The sequence below is a fragment of the Streptomyces sp. NPDC090798 genome (assembly GCF_044768965.1).
GTDB lineage: Bacteria > Actinomycetota > Actinomycetes > Streptomycetales > Streptomycetaceae > Streptomyces.
In genome coordinates, this window is sequence record NZ_JBIVXA010000036.1 from 22,116 (window position 1) to 44,325 (window position 22,210).

At 67.2% G+C, this 22,210-nt stretch carries 18 protein-coding genes and 5 pseudogenes; 12 read left to right on the top strand and 11 right to left on the bottom strand.

What is annotated here, in order from left to right; translation table 11 throughout:
• Nucleotides 1-348: 348 nt before the first annotated feature.
• A pseudogene (locus ACIQTP_RS44315) lies at nt 349-543 on the top strand (IS256 family transposase); the annotation flags it as partial.
• Nucleotides 544-600: 57 nt separating this feature from the next.
• Here ACIQTP_RS44315 and ACIQTP_RS44320 read toward each other — a convergent pair.
• The gene (locus ACIQTP_RS44320) at nt 601-1,068 is read right to left on the bottom strand and encodes a GNAT family N-acetyltransferase (protein ID WP_403411245.1); all 468 of its coding nucleotides are present in this window, start codon (nt 1,066-1,068) and stop codon (nt 601-603) included.
• A gap of 203 nt (nt 1,069-1,271) precedes the next feature.
• On the opposite strand from ACIQTP_RS44320, the gene ACIQTP_RS44325 reads away from it, so the two are divergent.
• Nucleotides 1,272-1,496, top strand: a complete 225-nt coding sequence (locus ACIQTP_RS44325) for a hypothetical protein (protein ID WP_403411247.1) — start codon at nt 1,272-1,274, stop codon at nt 1,494-1,496.
• A gap of 462 nt (nt 1,497-1,958) precedes the next feature.
• Nucleotides 1,959-3,081: pseudogene (locus tag ACIQTP_RS44330) on the top strand (IS630 family transposase).
• Nucleotides 3,082-3,100: 19 nt separating this feature from the next.
• Here ACIQTP_RS44330 and ACIQTP_RS44335 read toward each other — a convergent pair.
• The 4 genes from ACIQTP_RS44335 to ACIQTP_RS44350 form a co-directional block, all read right to left on the bottom strand.
• Entirely contained in the window at nt 3,101-3,745 is a 645-nt protein-coding gene (locus tag ACIQTP_RS44335) for a dihydrofolate reductase family protein (protein ID WP_060900286.1), read from the bottom strand.
• A 258-nt stretch (nt 3,746-4,003) separates the two neighbouring features.
• A complete protein-coding gene (locus ACIQTP_RS44340; RefSeq protein WP_402052826.1) occupies nt 4,004-4,555 on the bottom strand; it encodes an EF-hand domain-containing protein in 552 nt (183 codons plus the stop codon).
• A 134-nt stretch (nt 4,556-4,689) separates the two neighbouring features.
• Nucleotides 4,690-6,990, bottom strand: a complete 2,301-nt coding sequence (locus ACIQTP_RS44345) for a molybdopterin-dependent oxidoreductase (protein WP_403411372.1) — start codon at nt 6,988-6,990, stop codon at nt 4,690-4,692.
• Between the two features lie 417 nt (nt 6,991-7,407).
• The gene (locus ACIQTP_RS44350) at nt 7,408-7,629 is read right to left on the bottom strand and encodes a hypothetical protein (RefSeq protein WP_403411250.1); all 222 of its coding nucleotides are present in this window, start codon (nt 7,627-7,629) and stop codon (nt 7,408-7,410) included.
• A gap of 299 nt (nt 7,630-7,928) precedes the next feature.
• Here ACIQTP_RS44350 and ACIQTP_RS44355 point away from each other — a divergent pair, with 299 nt between their 5' ends.
• Entirely contained in the window at nt 7,929-8,561 is a 633-nt protein-coding gene (locus ACIQTP_RS44355; RefSeq protein WP_402052823.1) for a TetR/AcrR family transcriptional regulator, read from the top strand.
• A gap of 298 nt (nt 8,562-8,859) precedes the next feature.
• Here ACIQTP_RS44355 and ACIQTP_RS44360 read toward each other — a convergent pair.
• Both ACIQTP_RS44360 and ACIQTP_RS44365 read right to left on the bottom strand, forming a co-directional pair.
• Nucleotides 8,860-9,360 (bottom strand): annotated as a pseudogene (locus ACIQTP_RS44360) (transposase); the annotation flags it as partial.
• 300 nt (nt 9,361-9,660) lie between these two features.
• Nucleotides 9,661-10,521: an enoyl-CoA hydratase/isomerase family protein gene (locus tag ACIQTP_RS44365; protein ID WP_403411253.1), complete on the bottom strand. Its 861-nt coding sequence runs from the start codon at nt 10,519-10,521 to the stop codon at nt 9,661-9,663.
• A gap of 154 nt (nt 10,522-10,675) precedes the next feature.
• On the opposite strand from ACIQTP_RS44365, the gene ACIQTP_RS44370 reads away from it, so the two are divergent.
• The 4 genes and pseudogenes from ACIQTP_RS44370 to ACIQTP_RS44385 all read left to right on the top strand — a co-directional run bounded on the left by ACIQTP_RS44370 (nt 10,676) and on the right by ACIQTP_RS44385 (nt 14,041).
• On the top strand, nt 10,676-11,293 hold the full coding sequence (locus ACIQTP_RS44370) for a TetR/AcrR family transcriptional regulator (protein ID WP_403411256.1): 618 nt from the start codon (nt 10,676-10,678) through the stop codon (nt 11,291-11,293).
• Between the two features lie 370 nt (nt 11,294-11,663).
• Nucleotides 11,664-11,987: pseudogene (locus ACIQTP_RS44375) on the top strand (DNA ligase); the annotation flags it as partial.
• A 232-nt stretch (nt 11,988-12,219) separates the two neighbouring features.
• A pseudogene (locus tag ACIQTP_RS44380) lies at nt 12,220-13,017 on the top strand (DNA polymerase III subunit alpha); the annotation flags it as partial.
• Nucleotides 13,018-13,199: 182 nt separating this feature from the next.
• Nucleotides 13,200-14,041 (top strand): IS5 family transposase gene (locus ACIQTP_RS44385; protein ID WP_403411375.1). Its coding sequence is split into 2 segments (ribosomal slippage): nt 13,200-13,707 and nt 13,707-14,041, totalling 843 coding nucleotides; the frame shifts between segments, so codons are not numbered across the junction.
• A 29-nt stretch (nt 14,042-14,070) separates the two neighbouring features.
• Here the strand turns inward: ACIQTP_RS44385 and ACIQTP_RS44390 are convergent.
• The gene (locus ACIQTP_RS44390) at nt 14,071-14,796 is read right to left on the bottom strand and encodes a hypothetical protein (protein WP_391070835.1); all 726 of its coding nucleotides are present in this window, start codon (nt 14,794-14,796) and stop codon (nt 14,071-14,073) included.
• A gap of 538 nt (nt 14,797-15,334) precedes the next feature.
• Between ACIQTP_RS44390 and ACIQTP_RS44395 the strand changes: the two genes are divergently transcribed.
• From ACIQTP_RS44395 to ACIQTP_RS44405, 3 genes are all read left to right on the top strand, one after another.
• Complete coding sequence (locus ACIQTP_RS44395; RefSeq protein ID WP_403411259.1) at nt 15,335-16,123, top strand: adenylate kinase; 789 nt, start codon at nt 15,335-15,337, stop codon at nt 16,121-16,123.
• A gap of 415 nt (nt 16,124-16,538) precedes the next feature.
• Nucleotides 16,539-16,808: a hypothetical protein gene (locus tag ACIQTP_RS44400; protein ID WP_159064602.1), complete on the top strand. Its 270-nt coding sequence runs from the start codon at nt 16,539-16,541 to the stop codon at nt 16,806-16,808.
• 178 nt (nt 16,809-16,986) lie between these two features.
• Complete coding sequence (locus ACIQTP_RS44405; protein ID WP_402052579.1) at nt 16,987-17,187, top strand: hypothetical protein; 201 nt, start codon at nt 16,987-16,989, stop codon at nt 17,185-17,187.
• Between the two features lie 332 nt (nt 17,188-17,519).
• Here the strand turns inward: ACIQTP_RS44405 and ACIQTP_RS44410 are convergent, their stop codons facing one another.
• The 3 genes from ACIQTP_RS44410 to ACIQTP_RS44420 all read right to left on the bottom strand — a co-directional run bounded on the left by ACIQTP_RS44410 (nt 17,520) and on the right by ACIQTP_RS44420 (nt 21,298).
• Entirely contained in the window at nt 17,520-18,206 is a 687-nt protein-coding gene (locus ACIQTP_RS44410; RefSeq protein ID WP_067383932.1) for an SDR family NAD(P)-dependent oxidoreductase, read from the bottom strand.
• 679 nt (nt 18,207-18,885) lie between these two features.
• Nucleotides 18,886-19,935 (bottom strand): cytochrome D1 domain-containing protein, encoded by a 1,050-nt coding sequence (locus tag ACIQTP_RS44415; RefSeq protein ID WP_067383805.1) that lies wholly within the window; start codon nt 19,933-19,935, stop codon nt 18,886-18,888.
• A gap of 61 nt (nt 19,936-19,996) precedes the next feature.
• Nucleotides 19,997-21,298 carry a Dyp-type peroxidase gene (locus ACIQTP_RS44420; protein WP_403411264.1) on the bottom strand — a complete coding sequence of 434 codons (1,302 nt, stop codon included), beginning with the start codon at nt 21,296-21,298 and terminating at the stop codon, nt 19,997-19,999.
• A 454-nt stretch (nt 21,299-21,752) separates the two neighbouring features.
• Here ACIQTP_RS44420 and ACIQTP_RS44425 point away from each other — a divergent pair, with 454 nt between their 5' ends.
• Nucleotides 21,753-22,208, top strand: coding sequence for an NAD(P)-binding domain-containing protein (locus tag ACIQTP_RS44425; RefSeq protein WP_403411267.1), 456 nt, complete (start codon nt 21,753-21,755; stop codon nt 22,206-22,208).
• The last annotated feature ends 2 nt before the right edge of the window (nt 22,209-22,210 follow it).

Here is a 22,210-nt window from a genome sequence, read left to right on the forward strand (position 1 = left end):
GGTTCCAAGGTCCACGAGCAGGCCGTTTCTTCAGCGCAGCAGGCCAGCGACGTGGGTCGGCCCCTCAAAGGATCTACACCCATGGTGGATCACGACTACTCCACGGGCATGGTGCGCGGCCTCTTCTCCGAACTACTGCGCGATGGCCTGCCCTTGCTCAGGGAGCATGCACCGCCAGCGGATGCACGCCCCGGGCAGATACCCGCGCGTTCCGGGACCCTGCCCGGCTACACCACTTCATGGGACGCGGTCATCGTGAGGGTTGTCGGGGGAACTGTTCACCTATGGACTAGCCAGGCTCCAAGGGCTGCACCGGCAGTGGATCCGGCCGTGATCAACCACGTGGGGATGCGCTTACGGACCAAAGTCACCCGAGGTGCCGGCAGCGCGGCCGCCGCCTTGGCCATGGTCTTCAAGCTCGTCGAGTCCGCCCAGGCCCGCTGGCGCGCCGTGAACTCACCTCACCTTGTCACCCTCGTCCGCGCCGGAGCCCGCTTCGAACGCGGACAGCTCATCGAGCGCACGCAGCCCCTCTCGGCATGACAACCTTGCTGCCCCTGTCGTCGTGCCCTACCTGGGCCAAGATCAGGATGCTGGGTGTCACAAAGGCGACAACATCATGAGGACCTCATCGCGATCGTCGTCGGAGGCCAGCCGCAGAGCGCCGGGCCACCTGCCGATCTCCTTCCAGCCGAGTCGGCCATAGAACTCTTCGAGACCGACACCACCGCGGGCGGCAAGGTGCAGCTGCTCCAGGCCCATCTCGTCGCGGGCGACCTCACGGACCCGGCTCATCAATGCCGCGCCGATCCCCTGGCCCCGGACGCCGAGACGGGTTTGCACGTGGTGAATCGTGCCCCAGTGCGCGACGGGCGGGTGGGGATCGCAGCGGATGTTCAGCCAGCCCGCGACGGTGCCATCGGCCAGGGCGATCAGAAGGCGGCTGGTCGTTGGGGCAAGCTTCTCGATGATGCGGTCAAGGACAGCGGTGACCTCGGCGGCATCTACCGGCGGAAAGGGGAACCCGGCCGCCCCACCCGCATTGCTCACCTCGGTCCAGCAGTCCACGAGGGTCTGCTTCAGCTCGTCAGTGATCTCGTGCGGGTCAACGATCTGGGTAAGCCAAGGGCGTTGCTGCTGGTCATGGGGACGAGTGTCACAAACGAACCGCGCTCGTCGACACTCGGGGCACCCACCCGAACTTCGCTGGCGCAGACAATGATCCACAGGATTTGACAATTACTCTGACAGAACTGAAGCCGCCAGCTTCGTTGCAGTCTCTTGAGGAGGCGGAGTCGAGCTTGGGGTTCCCGCTTCCTGCGGACCTCCGCGAATCGCTGCGCTGCCACGACGGCGAGACTTCGCTGTTGGGTGCGCTCCCGATTGGAGATCATCGAGGTCCGCGAGATACGGATGGAACTCTGGGAACCGGACGACCCCGATCAGGCGGAAACGCCGTGGTGGGGCACGAACTGGGTCCCTGTCTCCGGAGCTGACGGAGACGACCACTTCATCGAGGCCGGGAAGGAATGTGGCAGAACCACCTCGGTGACGCGGCTCACGATGACCAGGCGTACTTCCTGGGCTGGCCCACCTTGGGCTCATGGCTCCATGAGGTGGCGGAGGCCATGGAGCATCACGACGAATCCTGGTTCGGAGCGGTATCAGCCCCCAAGATCGACGATCGCGGAGACATCAACTGGTGGGATTAGGTTCTGTCTTCCCTCAGCGTCGGATCCAGACCAGCTGAGCGTGGAAAACCGACAACTGCGCGGTGCACTGTCGCAGCCAGCCGCCACAGTGCGCACGCTGCCACCCCCACCACACCCGACGCTCTGAGGTGCTACGAGACCCACTCCGCCACGCGGCCGCTAGTGCTCTGACCGCGTACGTTCGCCGAGTTGGCCATCGTGACGGTTGGATGTGCGGTGACGTCCGATCCGACCGCTGGAGGTGCGGTGGCCGAGCCTGTCCGTGTGCGCAGACCTGACCGACCAGGAGGGGCAGAAGCTGCAGCAGATCGTGCGCCGGGGCAGTACCAGTTCGGTGCGTTACCGGCGCGCGATGATGTTGCTGGCCTCGGCCGGCGGGAACCGGGTGCCGGTGATCGCGAAGTTGGTGCAGGCCGACGAGGACACGGTCCGGGACGTGATCCACCGGTTCAACGAGATCGGTCTGGCTTGCTTGGACCCTCGGTGGGCGGGAGGCCGTCCCCGCCTGCTCAGTCCTGACGACGAGGACTTCGTCGTCCAGACGGCCACCACCCGCCCGACCAAGCTAGGCCAGCCCTTCACTCGCTGGTCGCTGCGCAAACTCGCCGCCTACCTGCGGAAAGTCCACGGCCGGGTGATCCTCATAGGCCGCGAGGCGTTACGCGGCCTGCTCGCCCGCCGCGGCATCACCTTTCAGCGCACCAAGACGTGGAAGGAGTCCCCCGACCCGGACCGCGAGGAGAAGCTGGACCGGATCGAGGAGGTCCTGGACCGCTTCCCGGACCGGGTGTTCGCCTTCGACGAGTTCGGACCGCTCGGGATCCGTCCCACCGCAGGTTCGTGCTGGGCAGGACGGAAACATCCCGACCGACTGCCGGCCACCTACCACCGGACCCACGGGGTGCGCTACTTCCACGGTTGTTACTCGGTCGGCGACGACCGTCTGTGGGGCGTCAACCGCCGCAAGAAGGGCGCCGCGAACACACTGGCCGCGCTGAAGTCGATCCGCGCCGCCCGGCCCGACGGCGCACCGATCTACGTGATCATGGACAACCTGTCGGCCCATAAGGGCGCGGACATCCGGAGCTGGGCGACAAAGCACAAGGTCGAGGTGTGCTTCACCCCGACCTACGCCTCGTGGGCGAACCCTATCGAGGCGCACTTCGGACCGCTGAGGCAGTTCACCATCGCCAACTCGAACTATCCCAACCACACCGTGCAGACCCGGGCTCTGCACGCCTACCTGCGCTGGCGCAATGCCAACGCCCGCCACCGCGATGTCCTGGCTGCCGAACGCAAGGAACGCGCGCGCATCCGCAGCGAGAAGGGCATCCGCTGGGGCGGACGCCCCCTCGCGGTCGCAGCCTGAACTCGGGTGGGTCCTCGCGTCACCTTCGCCAGAACAGGTGGTGCGTCACGCCGCTCGGGCTGAGCACGACCTCCAGGTGGAACCGGTCGAGCAGTTCATCGGGGGACTCCCAGAGTCGCAGTCCGGACCCGAGCTTTACCGGCGAGACCGCCACGTGCATGGTGTCGACGAGGCCGGCATCAAGGAACTGCCGGATGGTGGTGACCCCGCCACCGAGTCGGACGTCCTTGCCCTGCGCCGCTTCCCGCGCCCGTTCGAGGACCGTGGACGGGTCGCCGTGGACGAAGTGGAACGTGGTGTCGGAGAGCGTGAACGACGGACGCGTGTGGTGGGTCATGACGAACACCGGAGTGCGGAACGGGGGCTCGTCACCCCACCAGCCGCGCCACTCATGGTCCTGCCAGGGCCCGCGTTGGGGCCCGAACTTGTTACGGCCCATGATCTCGGCACCGATGTTGCGTGCGAAGTCCCGCGTGAAGTAGTCGTCCAGGCCCCGGCTCCCTCCGGGATCCGTGCGCATGGGCCAGCTCGCCGTGGCTCCGGCCCAGGCGAACAGCCTCTCGGGATGGTCGTGGCCGAACGGCCTCTCGAGACTCTGGTGCTCACCGGCACCGATTCCGTCGCTCGAGACGTTGAAGTTCATGACTCTCAGCAGTTGATCCACGTGTTCCTCGTCAGGTCCTGTCGCGTCATCGTGCGGCGAGGCGCCGCACATCATGACGTCGAACGGGACGTGGCCGGATCGACAGCGGCCCGCAACTTTCTTTTCCAAGGCGTGTCAGGAAGCGGCCCATGCGTCGCACCGGACGTCACTGCCCTTCCAATCGTTCCCACACCAACCCGGCGAACGTACGCGGTCAGAGCACTAGCCAGGGGGCAGGCCCTGGCATAAGCGCTGGTCCGGGGGCGTATCCGGGGACTGTCAGGCGGCGACCTTGCCGAAGATGTGGTTGGCGGGAGCGTCGGGGTCGTTGCCGTAGAAGAACTCTTCGAGTGCCTGGTGGAACTCGTCACGGTCCAGTCCGCCGGAACCATCGAGGTCCAGAGCGGCGAAAACGGCGGCGCAGTCCTCGCCGGGGACGGCGGCGACCGAGTCGAACATCTGCTGGAACTCGGCCTGGTCGATCTTGCCGTCTCCGTTGAGGTCGACGAGGTCGAAGAAGCAGTTGGTGACCGGCGCAATCTGCTGCGGGTAGAGCGCGCGGTCGGTCAGGACACTCTTGAAGCCTTCGGTCATCTCCCGCACATCGACCTTCCCGTCACCGTCCTGATCCATCGGGGCGATGACGTTCGACCAGAACTGGTCCATCCCCTCGGTGAGCCGGCGGACGGTCTCGGCATCAGGGGTGGTCTCGCGGGCGCTGATGTAGCGCTCGCTCATCTTGCGGACGTCGTGCTGGGTAATGAACCCGTCGCCGTCGACATCGGCGCCCCTGAACCACTGGCCGTACTTGAGATCTTGAAGTGCAGTCATGACTGCGCACCGTATTCACGCAGTTACGGAGACGCAAACGTCCGAGTGGAGGCTGGGCGCCGGTCGGACCTGCCGACCGGGCGCCCGACGAGGGTGAACACGGCAAACTCGCCCGTCGTTGAGTTGGCTTCGTTTCAGTGTTCGAGGTGTGGTGGTGTGAAGGCGAGTACCTCCTCGACCGGCCCGTCGTAGACCTCGACGTCGACGAGAGCACTGTGCGCACTGGGTCCCTGGGACAGACGCGAGCACCCGCGGTCCCCGGTGAGGGTGTTCGGGTTGCCGTGGCGGTCCAAGGTTCCGCTCCGGCCCGGCTGGGCCGGGTCCCACCACGCTCCGGTGGACAGCTGGATGACGCCGGGCATAACGGCGTCCGACAGGATCGCGCCCGCCAGGCAGCTGCCTCGGTCGTTGAAGACGCGCACGATCATGCCGTTCTCGATACCGCGTGATGCCGCATCTTGCGGGTTGATCGTTACGGGCTCGCGGCCGTGGATCTTTGACTTGAGGCTGTGGCCACCGTTGTCGTACTGGCTGTGCAGGCGTGAGGCAGGCTGATTCGAGATCAGGTGCAGCGGGAAGCGGTCCGCCAGGTCGGCGAGAAGCCACTCCACGGGTTCGAACCACGTCGGATGTCCGGTGCAGTCGTCGTAGCCGAACGAGTCGATCTGCTCGGAGAAGATCTCGATCCGGCCCGACGGCGTCGTCAGGGGGAAGCGCTGCGGATCGGAGCGCAGTGCTTCGAAGCTGCCAGGAAACGGCCCTCTGAGTACCGGTAGTTCGACACCGGAGGCGCGTTGCCAGAAGTCGTCGAAGTCTGGCAGGGCCGCGTCGTCGCCGAGGTTCGCCCGTGTCTGGACGTAGAGGTGCCGGACCCATTCGATCTCGGAACGCGCCTGGGTGAACTCGCGCTCATAGCCGAGCCGGGCAGCCAAAGCGGCGAAGATCTGGTGGTCGGTGCGTGCCTCGCCGGCCGGCTCGCGGACCTTCGGCATCGCGACGAGGTGAGGGTCGGAGAACCCCGCGGCGAAGTCGTCACGCTCCAGGCTGGTCGCGACGGGAAGCACGATGTCGGCGAACTTCGCCGTGGTATTCCACCATGCTTCATGGACCACCACCGTGTCCGGGCGCTGCCAGGCTCGGGTGAGGCGGTGGAGGTCCTGGTGGTGGTGGAAGGGGTTTCCTCCGCACCAGTAGATCAGGCGCAGGTCCGGCAGGGTCAGGCGCTGACCGTCGTAGTCGATGGTCGCGCCCGGTTCCAGCAGGGTGTCGGCGATCCGGGCGACCGGAATGAAGTCCGCAACAGAGTTCGCCACCCGCGGCATCGACGCCACAGACGGTCGGCCCGGGGCAACACCGGTCGCGTCCATCGTTGCGTAGCCCGCGCCCCAGCCGCAGCCGGGCCGGCCCAGCGAACCCGCCATGGCCGCCAGCACGATCGACATCCAGATCGGCTGCTCACCGTGGTCCGCCCGCTGTATGGCGTAGTTGACCATGATGAGGGAACGCTGTGTGGACAGGCGGCGGGCAAGATCGGGGATCGTGTCGCGGCTGATGCCCGTGATCCTCGCGGCCCAGTCGGCGTCCTTGACGACGCCGTCCACGTCGCCGGTCAGGTAGGAGGCGAAGCGGTCGAACCCCTCGCAGCAACGGGTGAGGAAGTCCTCGTCGTACCAGTCGTTGACCAGCATCGTGTGCGCGATGCCGAGCATCAAGGCGGTGTCGGTGTTGGGGATGACCGGCAGCCACTCGGCGTCGAGAAAGTCGGCGGTGTCACTGCGGATCGGGCTGACGTTCACGAACCGCACCCCGGCCTCACGGCACTTCCGCTGCAGGTCCCGCGTCTGGTGCCGGGCCAGCCCGCCAGGGTTGATCTGGCTGTTCTTCAGAGCCAGCCCCCCGAACGCCACCACGAGCTCACAGCTCTCGGCGATCTCGTCCCACATCGGCATCCGGGACTGATAGCTCCACGGAGCCCCGCCGATCACATGCGGAAGGATGACCTCAAGAGCGGCGGTGCTGTACGTGTTGCGCGAGTCGGTGTAGCCCCCGCCCAACGCCAGGAACCGCTGGAGCTGACCCTGCGCATTGTGGAACCCGCCCGCACTGGCCCAGCCGTACGAGCCGCCGAACACCGCGCTGTCCCCGTGCTGTACGCGCACTCGGCGCAATTCCTCGCTCACCAGCGTGAGCGCGTCGTCCCAGCTGACCTCTACGAAGGCGTCCGCACCTCTGGCCGTTTCATCGGCGCGCGGCAAGCCATTGAGCCACCCTTTGCGCACCGCGGGACGCAGCACACGCGCACTGTCCTCAGCAGCCGTCACCATGCCCGGGCCGATCGGCGACGGCGCGGGGTCATCACCCCGGGGCTCAATGCGCACCAGCTGACCCGAATCGACCACGGCTACGAAACTGCCCCAGTGCGTCGCCACCGGCATGCGTCGTTCCACCGTGCATCAACTCCATCCCTGAAGTTTCTCCGGCTCTCGAACAACGGCCGCTACACCACAGGGGTTCCGCGCCAGTCAGCGGTCCGCAGGACACAGGCTCCCCCTGGCGGATGCTGCCCAACCCTAACGGTGCGCACGACTCCCACCGCCGCCACTCAACCGGAGCCCGGAGCGCCTCTGTCGACCGCGACCTGACCGTCGCCCGACACCAGCGTCAAGGTCCTGGACCACCTCGCTCCAAGGCGGTCGAGGGACGGTTGGAGTGCCGGAGCCGGCGCGGAACTGTCACGGTCACCGTCGAGGCCCGCAGGCACTGGGCAATCTGGCATCGGACCAAGAACAGCCCGGAAGCCACGACGAGGCTCCCGGGGCACCCTGGGAGGCCGGTAATCGGTCTGAGAGTCCTCAACACGCACGACTTGACAGGGAACACACCCGGTCGGTGTAGAGCTTCGTCGCCAGCTGGACGCCGCAGCCTCCGAGCATCAGCCCGCACCAGTACGTCTCGTGCTCGTGCCGTCGGCGGAAGGCGTCCAGCGCGATCGCCTCCAGCGGCAGCATCAGCGGCTCCTCCGAGTCCGCACTGCCCAGAACCGCCGTCTGAATCTGCCGCCTGCCACCACGCACGAAACCCCGCCTTCCGTCCCAACTCATAGTGCCACCCAGGCCGTTGGCCTCACAGACGATCGATGTGCTCACACCGTCGTACACAGCGGGGCAGGCTCGGCAACAACAGCCGACGTGCCGACCTGCCGCCTCTTGGTTGGCGCCTCGGTGCACACGCAACCGGGACGCGCAGCCCTGCGTACGTCGCCCGCACCTTCGGAGGCGCTGTGTCGTCGCGGGGCATCCAATACATCTCGCATTCAGTACGCAGTGTATTAAGTGCACGATGTATCGTGAAGTCGGTGAGTACACCGGACGCTGTGTCCAGACGAGAGGCCCGCCCGCCACGCCGCCGGGTCCACACCCGTGCGCGTCTGCTGGAGGCGGCTGAATGCGTCATCGTGGAGCGTGGCTACGCACGCACGACGATCGAGGGCGTCTGTGCCGCTGCGGGGTACACGCGCGGTGCGTTCTACTCCAACTTCAGCGGCAAGGACGACTTGGTTCTCGCGCTTTTCGACCGCCACTCGGCGGACCGTCTCGACCAGTTGGAGCGGCTGCTCGACGGGCGCGCTGCCTCGGCTGAAGGAGTAGCCCGAGCCCTGCTGGAAGTCGGCCCGGTAGAGCGGAACTGGATTCTGCTGTTCCTGGAGTTCCGGATCCAGGCCGCCCGGGATCCGGAGCTCGCCGCCAAGTTGCATGAGCACGACCGCGCCGTGCGGGACGCCCTGGCGGAGCTGCTGGAACGGTGCTGCCCTGCAGTGGTCCGCGGTGCGGCGCCAGTCGGCAGTGTCGCGGGCACCCTGCTGGCCGTCCGCGAGGGCATCCTCGCGCGGACAGCGGGCGAGGGACCGGGTGCGCGGGAAGCGCTGGACGCTGCGGTTGCGACGCTCTCGATAGTCCTGCCGGGACTCGGCATCGTGCCGTCCGCCGCAGCGCCGGACCCTGAGTAGGGCGCGCGGAGTTGCTGTCCGTCAGGTGGGCGCGGATCGGTCGGGACCTCTCCGGTCGGCCGGCCCAGCACATGGCCTCGTACAGGGGGTGCCGCACGATGCTCGACGAACGCGGCCTGCACGGCCGCATCGCGCACAAAGGCGAGAAGGCGCCCATCCTGGCCAGTTAGCGCTGGCGCGTCGAACGCACCCATGCATGGCAGAACGCCTTCCACCGGCTCGCCCGCTGCTACGAGCGGCGCGCCCCCGTCGTCAACGCATTCTTCGACCTCACCGACACGATCATCACCGTGCGCAGGTCCAGGGTCGGGGCGAGCAGCGGGGAGTCATGGCAGTTGGCGCCGGCCAGAGCACGGCCCAGTGGAATGCCGTATCCGTCCGTCATGCCCGAGCGTTTCAGGCCCTGTTTGCCGCGGTCGACCGGGGAACGCCCGGCCACCTCACCGCCTCCTGGAGCTTTGGTGATGGAGCCGTCTACGGCGATCTGGTCGAGGACGAGACCGACGATCCGGTCGTAGGCGTCGAGCGCGATCTGCTTGAGTCGGGCGAAGACGCCCAGTCGTATCCATTCGTCGCGGCGGCTGCGGATCGTGGTGGCCGAGCCGGTTGTGTCGGCGATCGCCTCGTAAGAACAGCCGAAGCGCAGCAGTTGCAGCATCTCGTCGAAGATGATCCGGTCGCTGATACGTCGGCGGTGGCAGCCAAGTGGATGGTCCGGGTGGTATTCCGGCCGCTCGGGCAGCAGGACCGCGAATTGGTCCCAGAGCGGCTCAGTCAGCCATGACGGAAGCGCAGGCACAGGACTCCTCGTTGATCACAGAGCGTCAGCAACTCCATGATCAACGGGACCTGCGCCCGCTCGGCTACCTACCTTCCCAACCGCGCCTGTCCGCGCGGCCGAACAGCGTTGTCCAGCTTACGGCTACTTGCGCCATCCACTCCCCTGCCCGCCGTTTCCAGCACTTCAGTCGGTCGTGTTCCCGACAGGCCCGGCGAACCAGGGTGGTCGACCTGACCACTCGACAACGGGCGCGCCGGCAATGGCCCGAGGAACTCTTCCCACGGAGCCTCTGCGCACGGATGGCGAGAGCTTGGGCACTCAGATGCTGTTGGCGATGCGCTCGTGGTCCCGTTCGCCCTCGCGGGTCTGGATACCAGCCGCGAGCAGCTTGTGGGCGAGCTCGGTGACCTCATCGCCGAACGCCGCAAACAGGCCCTCGTTCTCAACGGCATACGCCGCGTGAGGAATGGGCTGCGCGACCGCGTCGACCGCAGCCTTGGTGACGGAGAGCACCTCCGGCCGCAGGCCGGCGATCCGTCGGGCAAGAGTGTCGACGAATGCATCGAGTTCTGCGGCGGGCAGCGCACGATTGATCAGGCCATACCGTTCCGCGAGCTCCGCGCCCACGAGTTCGGCGCCGAGGATGAGCTCCAGCGCGCGGGCCCTGCCCGCCAGGCGCGTCATGTTCACCGTGCCGCCGCCCCCTGGGAGGATCCCCATCAAAGACTCCGGCTGCCCCTGCCCCGACTTGCCGATCGCCGCGAATCGCATGTCCAGGTACATGAAGAACTCATTGCCCGCGCCGCGCGCGAAGCCCGCCAGCTTGCCGATGGTGACCTGCGGCAGCGAGCGGACCTCCTCGCTCATCGCCTGGAGGATGTTCAGGCCCTCGGGGATGGCCGAGTCCGGTGCGGCCGCGATCGCCGCGCGAGTGGCTGTAGGCAGCGCGTCAGGGTCAGTGAGGTAGGCCATGTCACCGTGCGCAACGAAGAACTCCGGGTCAGCACTCCCGAAGACAATGACGCGGACGTCGGCGTCGTCGCGCACACGCGCGACGAATGCCCGGAGTGACGGCAGGAGGACCGCGTCCATCAGATTGAGCGGCGGGTGATCGATTGTCACCGTCGCGACCCCGTCCGAGACGTCGATCGTCAGGGCGGGAAGGTCTTCGTAGCTCATGAGGTGGCTCCATTTCGCGGTAAGGGACGGCCCGTGAACGGGCAGCTTGCTGGGGACAGCGTCGCGAATCTCAGCATCGCGACTGACACCGAGTGTCAGGTTAGAAACCTGTACCCGAAGAAGCAAACGAGTGTGCCGGAGTACACTCGTCCCTATGAGCGCAGCGCCAGTCGGTACCCGTGAGATCAGCCGCCACGCGGTGCGAGCAGAGCTGGCCCGCGTCGCGTTCAACCGGTTCTGCCTCACCGGCTTCAACCAGGTCACCTTCGCCGACCTCTCCGAAGCCGCCGGGGTGTCGCGGAGCACCTTCCTGCGCTACTTCGGCACCAAGGAAGACGTGGTCCTGTTCGTCTTCGACCCTGTCGGTGACGTCATCGCCGACGCCCTCGATGCCGGCCGGGCCAACCAGGACGACTGGGACAGGCTGCGCAACGCCCTGGAGTCAGCCGTGACGTTCCTCGTGCGCGACGTCCAGGAACTCGTGACGATCCTCGGCCTCATCGATGAGACCCCAGCCCTTTGCGCACGCCTCCGGGAGAAGCAGGCCGAATGGCGACCAGGGATCGTTGCCCGACTCCAGGAGGCAGCTTCCTCGGCCGACGGGCCAGCGATTATCGCCAACGTTCGCGTTGCGGCGGCGCTCGAATGCTTGTGGATCGTCCTCGGACAGTGGAGTGCGAGCGGCGGCCAAGAAGACCTCGGCACACTGCTGGACGCTGCGTTCGCCGCCTTCTCGATCCCGGCATGCCGGCAGTCGGACGCTCCGTTGTAAAGGGCCGAGGCGGCGGCTTCCTCGGAGGTGCCGAAACGGCCGAAAGGAGTGGTCGATCCGGCGGCGGTGATCGCGTCGGCGGAGTCCAGTCCCGGCCGCGAGTGCAGGAGTGGGGTGTCGATCCGGCCGAAGCGGACGGTGTCCACGCGCAGCCGTGCGGGGCCGCCGAGGCCCCCACAGCACCTATCTGCGCGACCTCTTAAAAGTCCCGACACGGCCCACTCCCCCACAACACCGGCGGGCGCCGCAGCCACGGCCGCCGCAGGCTGGACGGGTGGACTGGCCCGTCTCCGTCGCCCTCGCCCAGTCCGTGCTGGAACTGCCCACCGGCACGGACTGGAGCTACGAAATGAAACTCGACGGCCACAGAATGATCATGTGGCGGACCGGCGACGGAGTCCGGCTGCAGGCCCGCTACGGACGCGATATCACCGCCGCATGGGGCGACCTCGCTCTCGCCGGCCACCACCTCCCCGCCGGGACCGTCCTCGACGGCGAGGCCGTCATCACCACCGAGGACGGACGAGTGAGCTTCGAGGCCGCACAGGCCCGAGCCGCCTCCTCCCCCACCCGCGCCCACCGCCTGGCCACCCAGCGCCCCGCGCACTACATAGCCTTCGACGCCCTGCAACTGCCGACCGGCGACGTCCGGCCGCGCCCGTACAGCGAGCGCCGCGCAGACCTCCTCAAGCTCCTGGCAGGCCTGCCCGCGAACACCCCCATCCAGGCCGTCTCCGCCACCACCGACCACGACACCGCACTCACGCAGACGTTGTCGGCGCCGCTCGCTGCGCAGATTGCACAGGTCCTGGTTGCGGCCGGTCCAGCAGAACAGGGCCGCGCAGACACCGGTGAGACCTACACCAGGATTCCTTCTGGCCTCGCCGTCGTGGAAGTCCTGGCAGGTACCACCCGCCATGCCGTGTCCTGCCTGCGAGCCGGTGGCCGCGCTCATGGCGAGCCGCCCAGATCTGGCAGAGCACCTCCTGGCGCCGTGGCAGGCGATCGCCGGGCCGGGCCTGCGCCTGGAGGCCGTGCACCTGGGCCATACCGGCACCGGTGCGGGCTCGCTGCGGCTGGCCGGACGCACCGTGCAGCTCGGCGACCAGCTCGGGATCCCGGTCGTCGTCTCGAACGCGGTGCGCTACGCCGATCCCGGACAGCACCGGCTGGCGGATGTGCTGGATGCGGCGCGGCTGCTGCGGCCGATCGACCGGCGCGCTGTGGACGGCGGGGAGCGGTGGCTGAAGGGGACCGCGGAGATGACCGCGCTCGCCGTACGGATCGCGGAGGCGGCCGGGCACGGGTTGGAGCGTGCGGCGGCCCTGCTGGCCGAGACCGAGGAGACGGCGGCCTCGTGCACCGTGGACCCGGTGCGCGATCTCGGGCTGGGCACCCCGCACTTCCGGCCGCACGTGGTGGGCGCCGACCGTGCGCAGGGTGGAGCGATGCGGCTGCTGCGCCAACGTTGCGAGGCCGGTATGACCGCCCGCGGCCTCGACACCGATGCGGCCGCCGTACGACAGCTGGACTACGAGCTCGGCGTCATCGGGCGGCTCGGCTACGAGGGCTATTTCCTCGCGGTCGCCCAGGTCGTCGCGGACGTCCGGGCGATGGGTATCCGGGTCGCCGCGCGCGGCTCCGGCGCCGGGTCGATGGTCAACCACAGCCTGTTCGTCGCCACCGCGAATCCGCTTGAGCACCGGCTTTTGTTCGAACGCTTTACCGACCGGCCGGATTCTGTCGGAAGTGTTCGTCGAACCCGCTGCAGGCCGCGACCCGAGTACGTCTTCCGACCATCCCAAGGGCGTTAGGGGGTGTCCGATGGGTCGTGTGACGCCGTGCCCAGAAGCTCGTTCCCTGAGACATGGGGCGGGGGGACCTTTCGGATGAAGAGTGAGCTCGGCTGGAGCCGCACTTACCGACGAATCGCGGGCGGGGCGGACGCTGGAAGTGCCACCGTCGTGTGATCAACGGGATTCTCTTCCGGCAGCGGACTGGCCTGCCCTGGCGGGATCTGCCGTCCCGCTTCGGTAGGTGGAAGACGGTTCACGACCGTCATCGCAGGTGGTCCGCAGATGGCACATGGGAAAGAATCCTGCGCGCCGTCCAGTCCGACGCCGATGCGGAGGGCCGGATTGACTGGAGCATGGTTGGCGTCGACTCCACGGCCTGCCGCGTCCATCAGCACGCGGCCGGCGCCCCCACTCGTGCCCCGAAAATTCCAGGCCGCCAAAGCAGACCGGCGCGACACCGCTCCGATGAGGCCCTTGGACGCTCGCGCGGCGGCCTGACCTGCAAAATCCACCTCGCTGGGGACGGCGGCCGCCGCCCGCTTGGGTTCGTCATCACGCCCGGCCAGTGGGGAGACGCACCACAGATGATTCCCGTACTGGACGAGATCCGCGTGCCCGACAGGCTGGTGGACGCCCACGAACTCGGCCCGACCACATCGGGGGCGACAAGGCCTACTCCTCGCGCCGAAACCGGCGTCACCTTCGCAGACGCCAGATCAAGCACACCATCCCCGAACCCAGAGACCAGCGAGCTAACCGCCAGCGCCGAGGCAGTCACGGCGGCCGGCCTACGGGATTCGACAAGACGATCTACCGACGCCGCAACGAAGTCGAGCGGACCATCAACCGGCTCAAGAACTTCCGAGCCATCGCCACACGCTACGACAAGCGGGCATACGTCTTCCACGGAACGGTCACCGTTGCCGCGATCCGGCTGTGGCTTCACCCGTAGAAGGCAGCCGCGTAGCTATCGGATTCGCCTTACCGCATGGTCGGGCGGTTGGCAGATGTGTACTCGTCCGCAACGTTGAAGATGCTGGCGCAGCCCGGGCATTCTGCATGACCGAAGAGGTAGGAGATTCCCTCGGCGAGCGCCTCCTGCCCATCGCGAACAGCCATCTCGTACATCCACTTGCCGGTTCCGGTGAGTCCCTCGGCGACCGCCGGACGCAGGTCGCAACGCTCGACGTCACCCATGTCCCAGTCCCGGATCGCGGAGTACCGCCCGTAGTCGCCGATGGCGATCGTGACCTTTGCGTCACAATGGGGACAGATCAGCGGATAGAAGTCATCCTTGAAGTCGCCCAAGGCCGCCGCCCAGTGGTACTCCTCCTCGGCAGAGAGCAGGGCGCGGAGGGATACGAGGTAGTCGGTCGGCTGCGACCGCAGGTGCCGGTTCAGCACTTCGCGGAACTGCTCAATGGCGCCAGCGCAATCCGCCAAGAGATCGTCGCAGCCATGGTGCCCTGCCGCACGCTCGAGGATCTCCCCCGCCAGGGCGCGCGCCTGCGCATTGCGAGGCGCAAGGCGCACCAAGCGCGGCAGCGCAGCGAAACTGGCCGGGGAAACCAGGTCGTGCTCAAGGACGAGCCGCCATCCCAGCTCCTTCCACGCGTCCGTGTCGGCATCGTGCTCAACCCGCTCCAAAAGCTCCGGAACACGATCAACCTCGAACCAGCAGTCACGCATCTGTGTCCAGTCCACCACTCCGGCATTGAACCTTCCCCAGGTGCCTAGAGGCGAGCTCGTCTTGCAGCTCGGTAGTGATGGCACCTCCGAGCGACCCGTCGGACACCCCCTAGCCCCCTAACCTGGCGGCCGGTCACTCAATTGGGGGGCGCACAAGTTGCGGCTGACCAGCACAGATAATCCCCGCCTCCCGCCGAACGCGACCGATACCCTCACCGCCCCTGGTGGGGGCATTCGTGGTGTCTGGGCCAGGTCGGAGAGGGCGGCCCCCAGGCGGGCTGAGCGCCTACTTGGCCAGACGGGCCATCTACGGCGCTCAGTCACATCAGCGGTAGTGGTGAAGTCGGCCCGGGGCGCGCGGCCGAACTCACCACGTTCACCGCCACCGGACATCGCCTGGCGTACCAACACCTGACCCTCCGCCCGCGGGCGGTCGTGGACATGACCGGGCGCTAATGCGGAGGGTTACCAAATCGCTACGATGAGTAGGTGAGGTGGGGGAGGCGCAGGGGACAGCACGTCCTCGACCACACCTCTTGAGTAGGCAGGGACGACTATGGCGACTGAGGACACGTCCGGCACGACGGCTGAGACCGAGAGCACCACCAGATCCGACGCGCAGCCGATCGCTATCCCCGCTGCGCATGTCGTCAGCCTCGTGCAGACCACCGAGGCCCATCTCGACGAGCTCGCCACCATCCTCCAGCGGCAAAGGGTGCTCTCGATCCAGTCGGCGAACGGGACGTACGGCGAGGAGGACCGCTCAGCGATCCAGATCGAGATCGACGAACTGACCGACGAGATTGACCGCATCGCGGAGCAGGCATCCATCAACAGGATGCGGATGCTCACCGATGCCTCCGCCGAGGCCAACGTGAAAGCCGCCGACGAGCTGGGCATAGCCCCTGCCGAGATCAAGGACCCGGCATCCCTCGCAGACGCCCAGGCATCCTGGACCCTGCGCGTACACGTGGGGGCAGACACCGACGAGGCACTCGCGGTGAATCTCTTCGCCGCCAACATCCAGTCCCTGTTCGTCGGCGAAGCCGACGCTGCGGACGCCGGCCAGGGTGAGCCACTAGCGGAACAAAGGAGCATCCAGGCATCTGGCCCGGTCAATGTCATGACGGTGGTCGACGCCAACTCTTCCGTCGCGAAGATTGATGTCGCGCTCCGCAGCGTCACGGATCAGCTTTCGAATCTGGGAGCGTTCCAAAATCGTCTGGAGTCCGCGATCCGCAGTGCGGACTACACGGTGGAGGGCCTGACCGCCAACGGTGCTCCCGAGGGTGGGGGCACCGTTGCGGACGGCTTGACGGTCGAGATCACGACGGCCGAGTCCTGACGCGTCCCATGTTCGCCGATCAACTCCGTCGCATCGTCTAGTCGCTGGACCGAGCCCACCGTGGCATGGGTTTCTGCAGTGAACTGCCGGTGCCGATGGGCATCATGTGACACGCCACCGATCCGGAATCGTCGATGCCGTACCCGGCACCGTTCCTCGACGAGAGAGCAGCCGAACGGCCCTGCAGCAATCACTCTGGTCCGGCGTTCCCGGACCGGATCACCTGAGATTCTCGGCGCCCCGGCGTCTCAGTTGATCCGGTCGTGGCTGGTCACAGCTGGGTGTACGGACCAGATCATTCGCAACGGGACAGTGATTCTCACCGAAGGTTGGTGGGCGCCACTCTTTCGGGTCAGGTGCACCGGGTCCACGGTGTGACAGAGGTCGGCACGCGATAGGTGTGGCTCCCGACCTCATGAGAATGGGAGACCCCGTGCGGATTCGCTCGATCGTCACCGCCCTGCTCTTGGCCGGCGCGGCTGCCATCCCCTTGTCCGGCATCAGCGCCGCAGCAACCAGCACGTCAGACGGCTACCCCGGCTACGGCTGCCGGGACGGGGCGATGTGGGCCGCAGGGCAGGGCTTCTATACCTGTGTCAACGGCCAATTCGTCTACCGGGAGTGCGGCCCCGGCACGCATGCCGAGCAGCAAGGGGCGGACTACGTCATCTGCAACTACGACTGAGGCGTGATCGGCAGAAGGAAGCGCAGGACCGGATCCGAGAGGACCCGCCCCTGCGCTTGTTCCCACTTAACGTTCGATGAGATGCGACCAGGGTTCGGCGCGAAGGGACACTCCACCCCACTTGCTCAGCCAAAGCGACCGGGATGCGCGCCACCTGCTGGCGGATCACCCTGGATGCATGAAGGCCACGTGGTCCGGGACGATCCAGTTCGGGTTGGTCGCGCTGCCGATCAGGCTGTACGCGGCCACGGAGGAGCATCCCGTGCGCCTTCACGAAACGGAGCCCGCCCCGGCGCTGGATCTGTTGGCGGCACTGGAAGAGAGTGTTCGGGCTGCCGAGCAGGCGCACGGGCGCCCGGCGGCCCGCCCTCGGCCGTAGCCCGCGCACTACGCCATTCGGGTTCACCCTGGAAGCGGCACCATCGGCTGCACAGGCCGACCATCCCCCGGGAGGTCCTGTGGTCCTGCTCGCTCTGCTCATGCCCGGCCTGATGATCGCGTTCCTCTTTGCCACGGACGCTTTCGAGGATTACCTCTTCCCATGCCTGCCAGCGGCAGGTGACGTGACACCTCCAGCCGACGACATAAAACCGCGCCTGGGCGGCTCTCTGTGAGCGAACGTCTCAATGCGTGGCCGACGCTGGCCCCGAAGGAGCCCCCTGCGGAGCTCGATCGGCCGTTGGTCGGTGTGGCTGTCCGGTTCGCGATGAGTCAGGTGACGCGCAGTCCCCCGTCGACGAACAGGTCCAGGGCGTTGACGCCGGTGTTGCGGAGGACGAAGTCGGTGGCATCGACGACCTCCGCGGTCGTCACGAGGCGTCCGATAGGGGTACGCGCCAGGTGGGGGTGCTCGGGCGCGTCGCGCCACTTCGCGCTGTCTCCCACCACGCCCGGATGGATCGCATTGATGCGGTGGGGTGCGATTTCCACGGCCAGGGTCTTCACCAGGCCGGTAACGCCGCCGTTGAAGGCGGTCACCATGGTGGAACCGGGGTAGGGGCGTTCCTTGGCCAGGCCCCCGAAGAACACGACCGACGCACCGGGGTTGAACCGGTCACGTAGGGCCCGCACAGTCTCGGTGTAGCCCACCAGTTTGGTGGTCACGGACTCGATGGCTTCGGCGATATCGAAGTCTGCGAGGGAGTTGACGCCCTGTTTGGCGGCGGTGATCACCAGGTTGTCGACCGCGCGAACATCGCCGAGCGCGGCGGCGATCGTCTCCGGCCGCGACAGGTCAACGGCCAGGCCTGTGGTCAGGCCGCCGATCTCGCCGGCCACCGCGTTGGCGTGTGCCGTGGTGCGGCTGGTGATGACGACCGTGTCGCCACGGTCGGCGAACCGCTGGGCCAGTGCGCGGCCCAGTCCGCTACTTCCTCCGACGATGATCGAGCTCGTCACGATCCAGTGGTCCATTCAGGTCGACGGGTAGCTGACAACGAATTGCGTACAAGCAAGATTCAGCGGGGGCGCAGCTGAACCGATCCAGCTCCGGTGACACACAGACTCAGAACCCCCAACCGCGTCGCCTACCGACTCGAAGCCGGTGGAGCCATTCTGGCGCGTTGCGGCGGACGGGCGGATCATGCTCGCCGTAGACGTCAGCAATTGGCTGCAGATGGAGGCTTGCAGAGTGACTGGATCGTCGCCAATTTCATCGAATACGGCCAAACTCGGTCACTGGCCGCAGGAGCTCTGCGGATGGCTGGCGGAGCGGCCGGCCCGGCCCACGCCGCAGTGCGCTACCGGAACGCCGGAGCCGACATCCGCAGGAACGCTGCGCGCCGCCGGCCGGCCCGGGGGGCCACTGGCAGCAGGCGTCGCACTGACCGTCGCACTAACTGCCGCCTTGCTACTGCTCTGGTGACCCTAGGCGGGCCGGGAACGGACCGTCGGCCCACAGGCTACGACGGCGGCGTCCTCAGGTAGTCGACTGCGGCGAGGTCGTCCTTGTCATGGCCAGACGCGACGGGTCGCTTGCAGGCGGTCCCGGACGGCCGTTGACCAAGGGCTGTCCCGCAGATGATCCGAGCGGCTGCTCGCTGTGGCGCGCCGGGACAGCAACCGGCTTGCCGCGGGCTCAGCTCACTGCCACGCCGTAGGGGCTGGCACCGAGGGTGACAGTCGCGACGACCTTGCGGGAATGCGGGTCGATGACCGCGAGGGTGCCCGCTCCCTGATTCGTGACATAGATCGCCTCGTTGGTGACCTCCAGGTTGAACGGGTCGGTGCCGACAGGGCCCACGGCAATGTTCGCCGAGACGCGGTTATTGGGGATGTCGATCACGGATACGCTTCCCGGGCCGAGATTGGCAGAGTAGGCGTGGTGGCCGTCGGGCGCGACGGCCACGTCGAAGGGGCCCTCGCCGACCTGCACGGGGGTGACCTTGCGGGTGCCGGTTCCGACGGCGAGGACGCGCGTTCCCACTTCGTCGGCGACGTAGGCCGACTTGCCGTCCGGGGTGATGGCGACGCCGACCGGGGAGTGCCCTGCGGAAAGCTTCCGGGCGACTCGGTGCGTGCTGGTGTCGATGACCGACAGGTTGCCGGACCCGGAATTTGCCACGTAGGCCGTACGGCCGTCAGGACTGAACGCCACGTTCACAGGGGACTTGCCGACCGGGATGGTCGCGGCCACCCGGTTGGTTCGGGTGTCGATCACCGAGACGGTGTTCGAACTGCCGTTGGTGACGTAGAGGGACCTGCCATCGGGGCTGAGCCCGACACCGGTGGGGCTCTTCCCGACCGTCACGGTTTTGACGATCTTGTTGTTCCTGGTGTCGAGGACCGAGACCCGGGCCGAGCCGCTGTTGGCGATGTACACGTGTTTGCCGTCCTTGGCGACCGCGACGCCTTCGGGCGCCACGCCGGCCGGCACGGTGGCGACGACCTTGTAGGTGCCGGCGTCGATCACCGAGAGCGTGTTGTCCTGCTGGTTCGTGACATACACGCGACCATTGGCACCAGCGCGGGCGGGCGCGGCCGGCACATAGGCGGTGTCCTTGTGGACTGAGGGGGCGGGCGTACAGGAGATCAACAGGATCCCGATGCCCGCCGCGAGTACCGGTCGGAGCGTCCTGCCGGTTGGCCGGCGGCCGCTGCCGGCTCGGGTCCGCAGGGCAGAGAACATCTCGCCTCCTGTGCGCGTTGCGATGGTTGGGTCCGGGACCGGGCCCGGTGGCAGGGAAGGATCAGGCCAGGAGCCCGCGGGCGTAGTAGTCCTTCTCGTCCCGAACACCGGGAAGCGCGAAGAAGTAACCCCCGCCCCTTGGGCTGATGAACGGCACCAGTGCTTCGTCTTCCAGGCGGGTCTGCATGGCGATGTAGGTGTTCAGCTCCTGCTGGAAGCAGACGAATGCATGCCCCATGTCGAGTTCCGGCAGGTTGAAGCTCCGGTCGTAGTCGTAACTGCGACGCAGGATCGTGCTGGTCGCCGCGGTCTGCGGAGTCTGGGGATTGGCGAGGCGGATGTGAGAGTTCAGCGCGGTGATCAGGCCCTGCGGGTCATTGGTGTAGATGGGGTCGAGGAGATCCGTGGCGCTCTCATCCACGGCGTACATGGGAGCGCCACTCGCCTTGCGGCGGCCGAAGATCCGCTCCTGTTGAGCCACGGGCACCTTCTGCCACGCCTCGATGAAGAAGTGCACGATACGCACCACGTGGTACGTGCCGCCTGCGGCCCAGGCCGGTTCGCCGCTCTTCGGCTGGACCCAGACCACCTGATTCATCTGGGTCTCGTCGGAGAGGGTCGGGTTGGAGATTCCGTCCTTGAAACCGAACCAGTCGCGCCGGATACCGACGGGACGCTCCGGATTGCGCTGGCCGTCAATGCGCCAGCGCAGCTTTGCCGCGGACTTGGTGTGGGTCAGGATGTCGAGCAATGCGTGCACCGTCGTGTCACGGTGATCGGCGCAGATCTGGATCAGCAGGTCACCCTGGCTCAGCGCGGGGTCCAGGTCGTCATGGCGGAAGGGCGTCATCTTGACGAGCTGGACCGGCTTGCGCTTGCTCAATCCGTAGCGGTCGTCGAAGAGGGACGCGCCCACTCCGACTGTCAGGGTGAGACCATCCGCCACGAACGTGGGTCCCATGATGCCGTTGTCCGACGGCGCTGCGGTCGGGGGCACCTTCGGTGGTCTGCCGCCCGCCGTGAGGAAGCGGGCTCGCGAGGTCAGCGTGCGGAACAGGTCGGTGAGTTCCGCGCGGTTGGAGGCGGTCACGTCGAGCGAGACGAAAATTGCGTCCTGCTGGGGCAGGGTGGCGATGCCTGCCTGGTGGTAGCCATGAAACGGAATCGTACGGGATTTCGGTTCCGCCTTGATTCCGACCATCGGGTCGGCACTCGCCGCACCGCTGGCCAAGACGGCCCCGCCCGCCGCTCCGGCCACGCTTGCGGCGGCGCCGTGCAGAAACGACCGCCGGGCAAACGCACTCGCCGGGCACCCTTCGCCGCTCCACCCTTCCTCCAGGGTCGCGGATATCTCGTCAGCCATGGTTCCCCTCAGGCAAGGATCCAGGCGGCAAGTCGTGCGGTGCCGCCACGATCAGATTCCGTGAGCCGGCCCCAGCACATGGCGCGCGACCGCGTGCGGCAGCCCGACCAGCGTCGGGATTACCGCCAGATACTTAATTCCGCAAAACGTAACATATTGGACGCGCGCACTTGCGCCACTGGAGAGCCGCCCTTCGGCCAACCCGCCATCGCCGACCCGGAGTGGCGGCGGAGCCGTTCGCGGGCCCGCGCTCGCGGTGGGGATCGCGACTCGCCAGAGCGGTGCACGGTGCCGTGCTCGACGGCGCATTGCGGCAACTTTGACCTCTCACCGCCCCGCGCCGGCGCGGGGCACGGCCCACGAAGGGACCACGCTCTCATGACGTGCACCTGTCCACGTCACCCGCAAGCGGCCGACCGTGGCCGTCCTCGGTACCGGGATCACGGGATCAGGGATGGCGCGGAGCCTGCTCCGGACGGGACTCGGCGTCCGCGTCTGGAACCGTACGCGGTCCAAGGCGGCTCCTCTCGCCGCCGACGGCGCCACGGTCACCGAGACGGCGGAGGAAGCCGTACGGGGCGCGGATGTCATCGTGACCATGCTCAACGACGGCCTGTCCGTCGCCGCCGCGCTCACCGCTGCCGCGTCGGGCGTGCACGGCGGTCAGATCCTGCTGCAGAGCTCCACCGTCGGACCCGACGCCACCGCTGATCTGGCCCAACGGGCCGCGGACTTGGGACTCGTGGGCCTTTACGCTGCCCATCTTGCTGGTCAGAACGTTGCGTACGGCGGCTATGCGGGTGAGCGAAGGGCCTTTGGCGGAGTCGGAGGAGTTGGGGCTCCTGTACGACCACGACGAGGAAGAGCGCGCCAAGCGCGAGGAGCTGGTGGAGAAGGTGTTCTCGGATAATC

What these genes read in the sequence shown, in the direction of transcription:
- ACIQTP_RS44395 (WP_403411259.1), top strand. Translation starts at nt 15,335, where the DNA reads ATGGCGACTGAGGACACGTCCGGCACGACGGCTGAGACCGAGAGCACC.
- ACIQTP_RS44425 (WP_403411267.1), top strand. Translation starts at nt 21,753, where the DNA reads ATGGCGCGGAGCCTGCTCCGGACGGGACTCGGCGTCCGCGTCTGGAAC.
- ACIQTP_RS44340 (WP_402052826.1), bottom strand. Translation starts at nt 4,555, where the DNA reads ATGACTGCACTTCAAGATCTCAAGTACGGCCAGTGGTTCAGGGGCGCC.
- ACIQTP_RS44400 (WP_159064602.1), top strand. Translation starts at nt 16,539, where the DNA reads ATGAGAATGGGAGACCCCGTGCGGATTCGCTCGATCGTCACCGCCCTG.
- ACIQTP_RS44420 (WP_403411264.1), bottom strand. Translation starts at nt 21,298, where the DNA reads ATGGCTGACGAGATATCCGCGACCCTGGAGGAAGGGTGGAGCGGCGAA.
- ACIQTP_RS44405 (WP_402052579.1), top strand. Translation starts at nt 16,987, where the DNA reads ATGAAGGCCACGTGGTCCGGGACGATCCAGTTCGGGTTGGTCGCGCTG.
- ACIQTP_RS44370 (WP_403411256.1), top strand. Translation starts at nt 10,676, where the DNA reads ATGAGCGCAGCGCCAGTCGGTACCCGTGAGATCAGCCGCCACGCGGTG.
- ACIQTP_RS44365 (WP_403411253.1), bottom strand. Translation starts at nt 10,521, where the DNA reads ATGAGCTACGAAGACCTTCCCGCCCTGACGATCGACGTCTCGGACGGG.
- ACIQTP_RS44415 (WP_067383805.1), bottom strand. Translation starts at nt 19,935, where the DNA reads ATGTTCTCTGCCCTGCGGACCCGAGCCGGCAGCGGCCGCCGGCCAACC.
- ACIQTP_RS44345 (WP_403411372.1), bottom strand. Translation starts at nt 6,990, where the DNA reads ATGCCGGTGGCGACGCACTGGGGCAGTTTCGTAGCCGTGGTCGATTCG.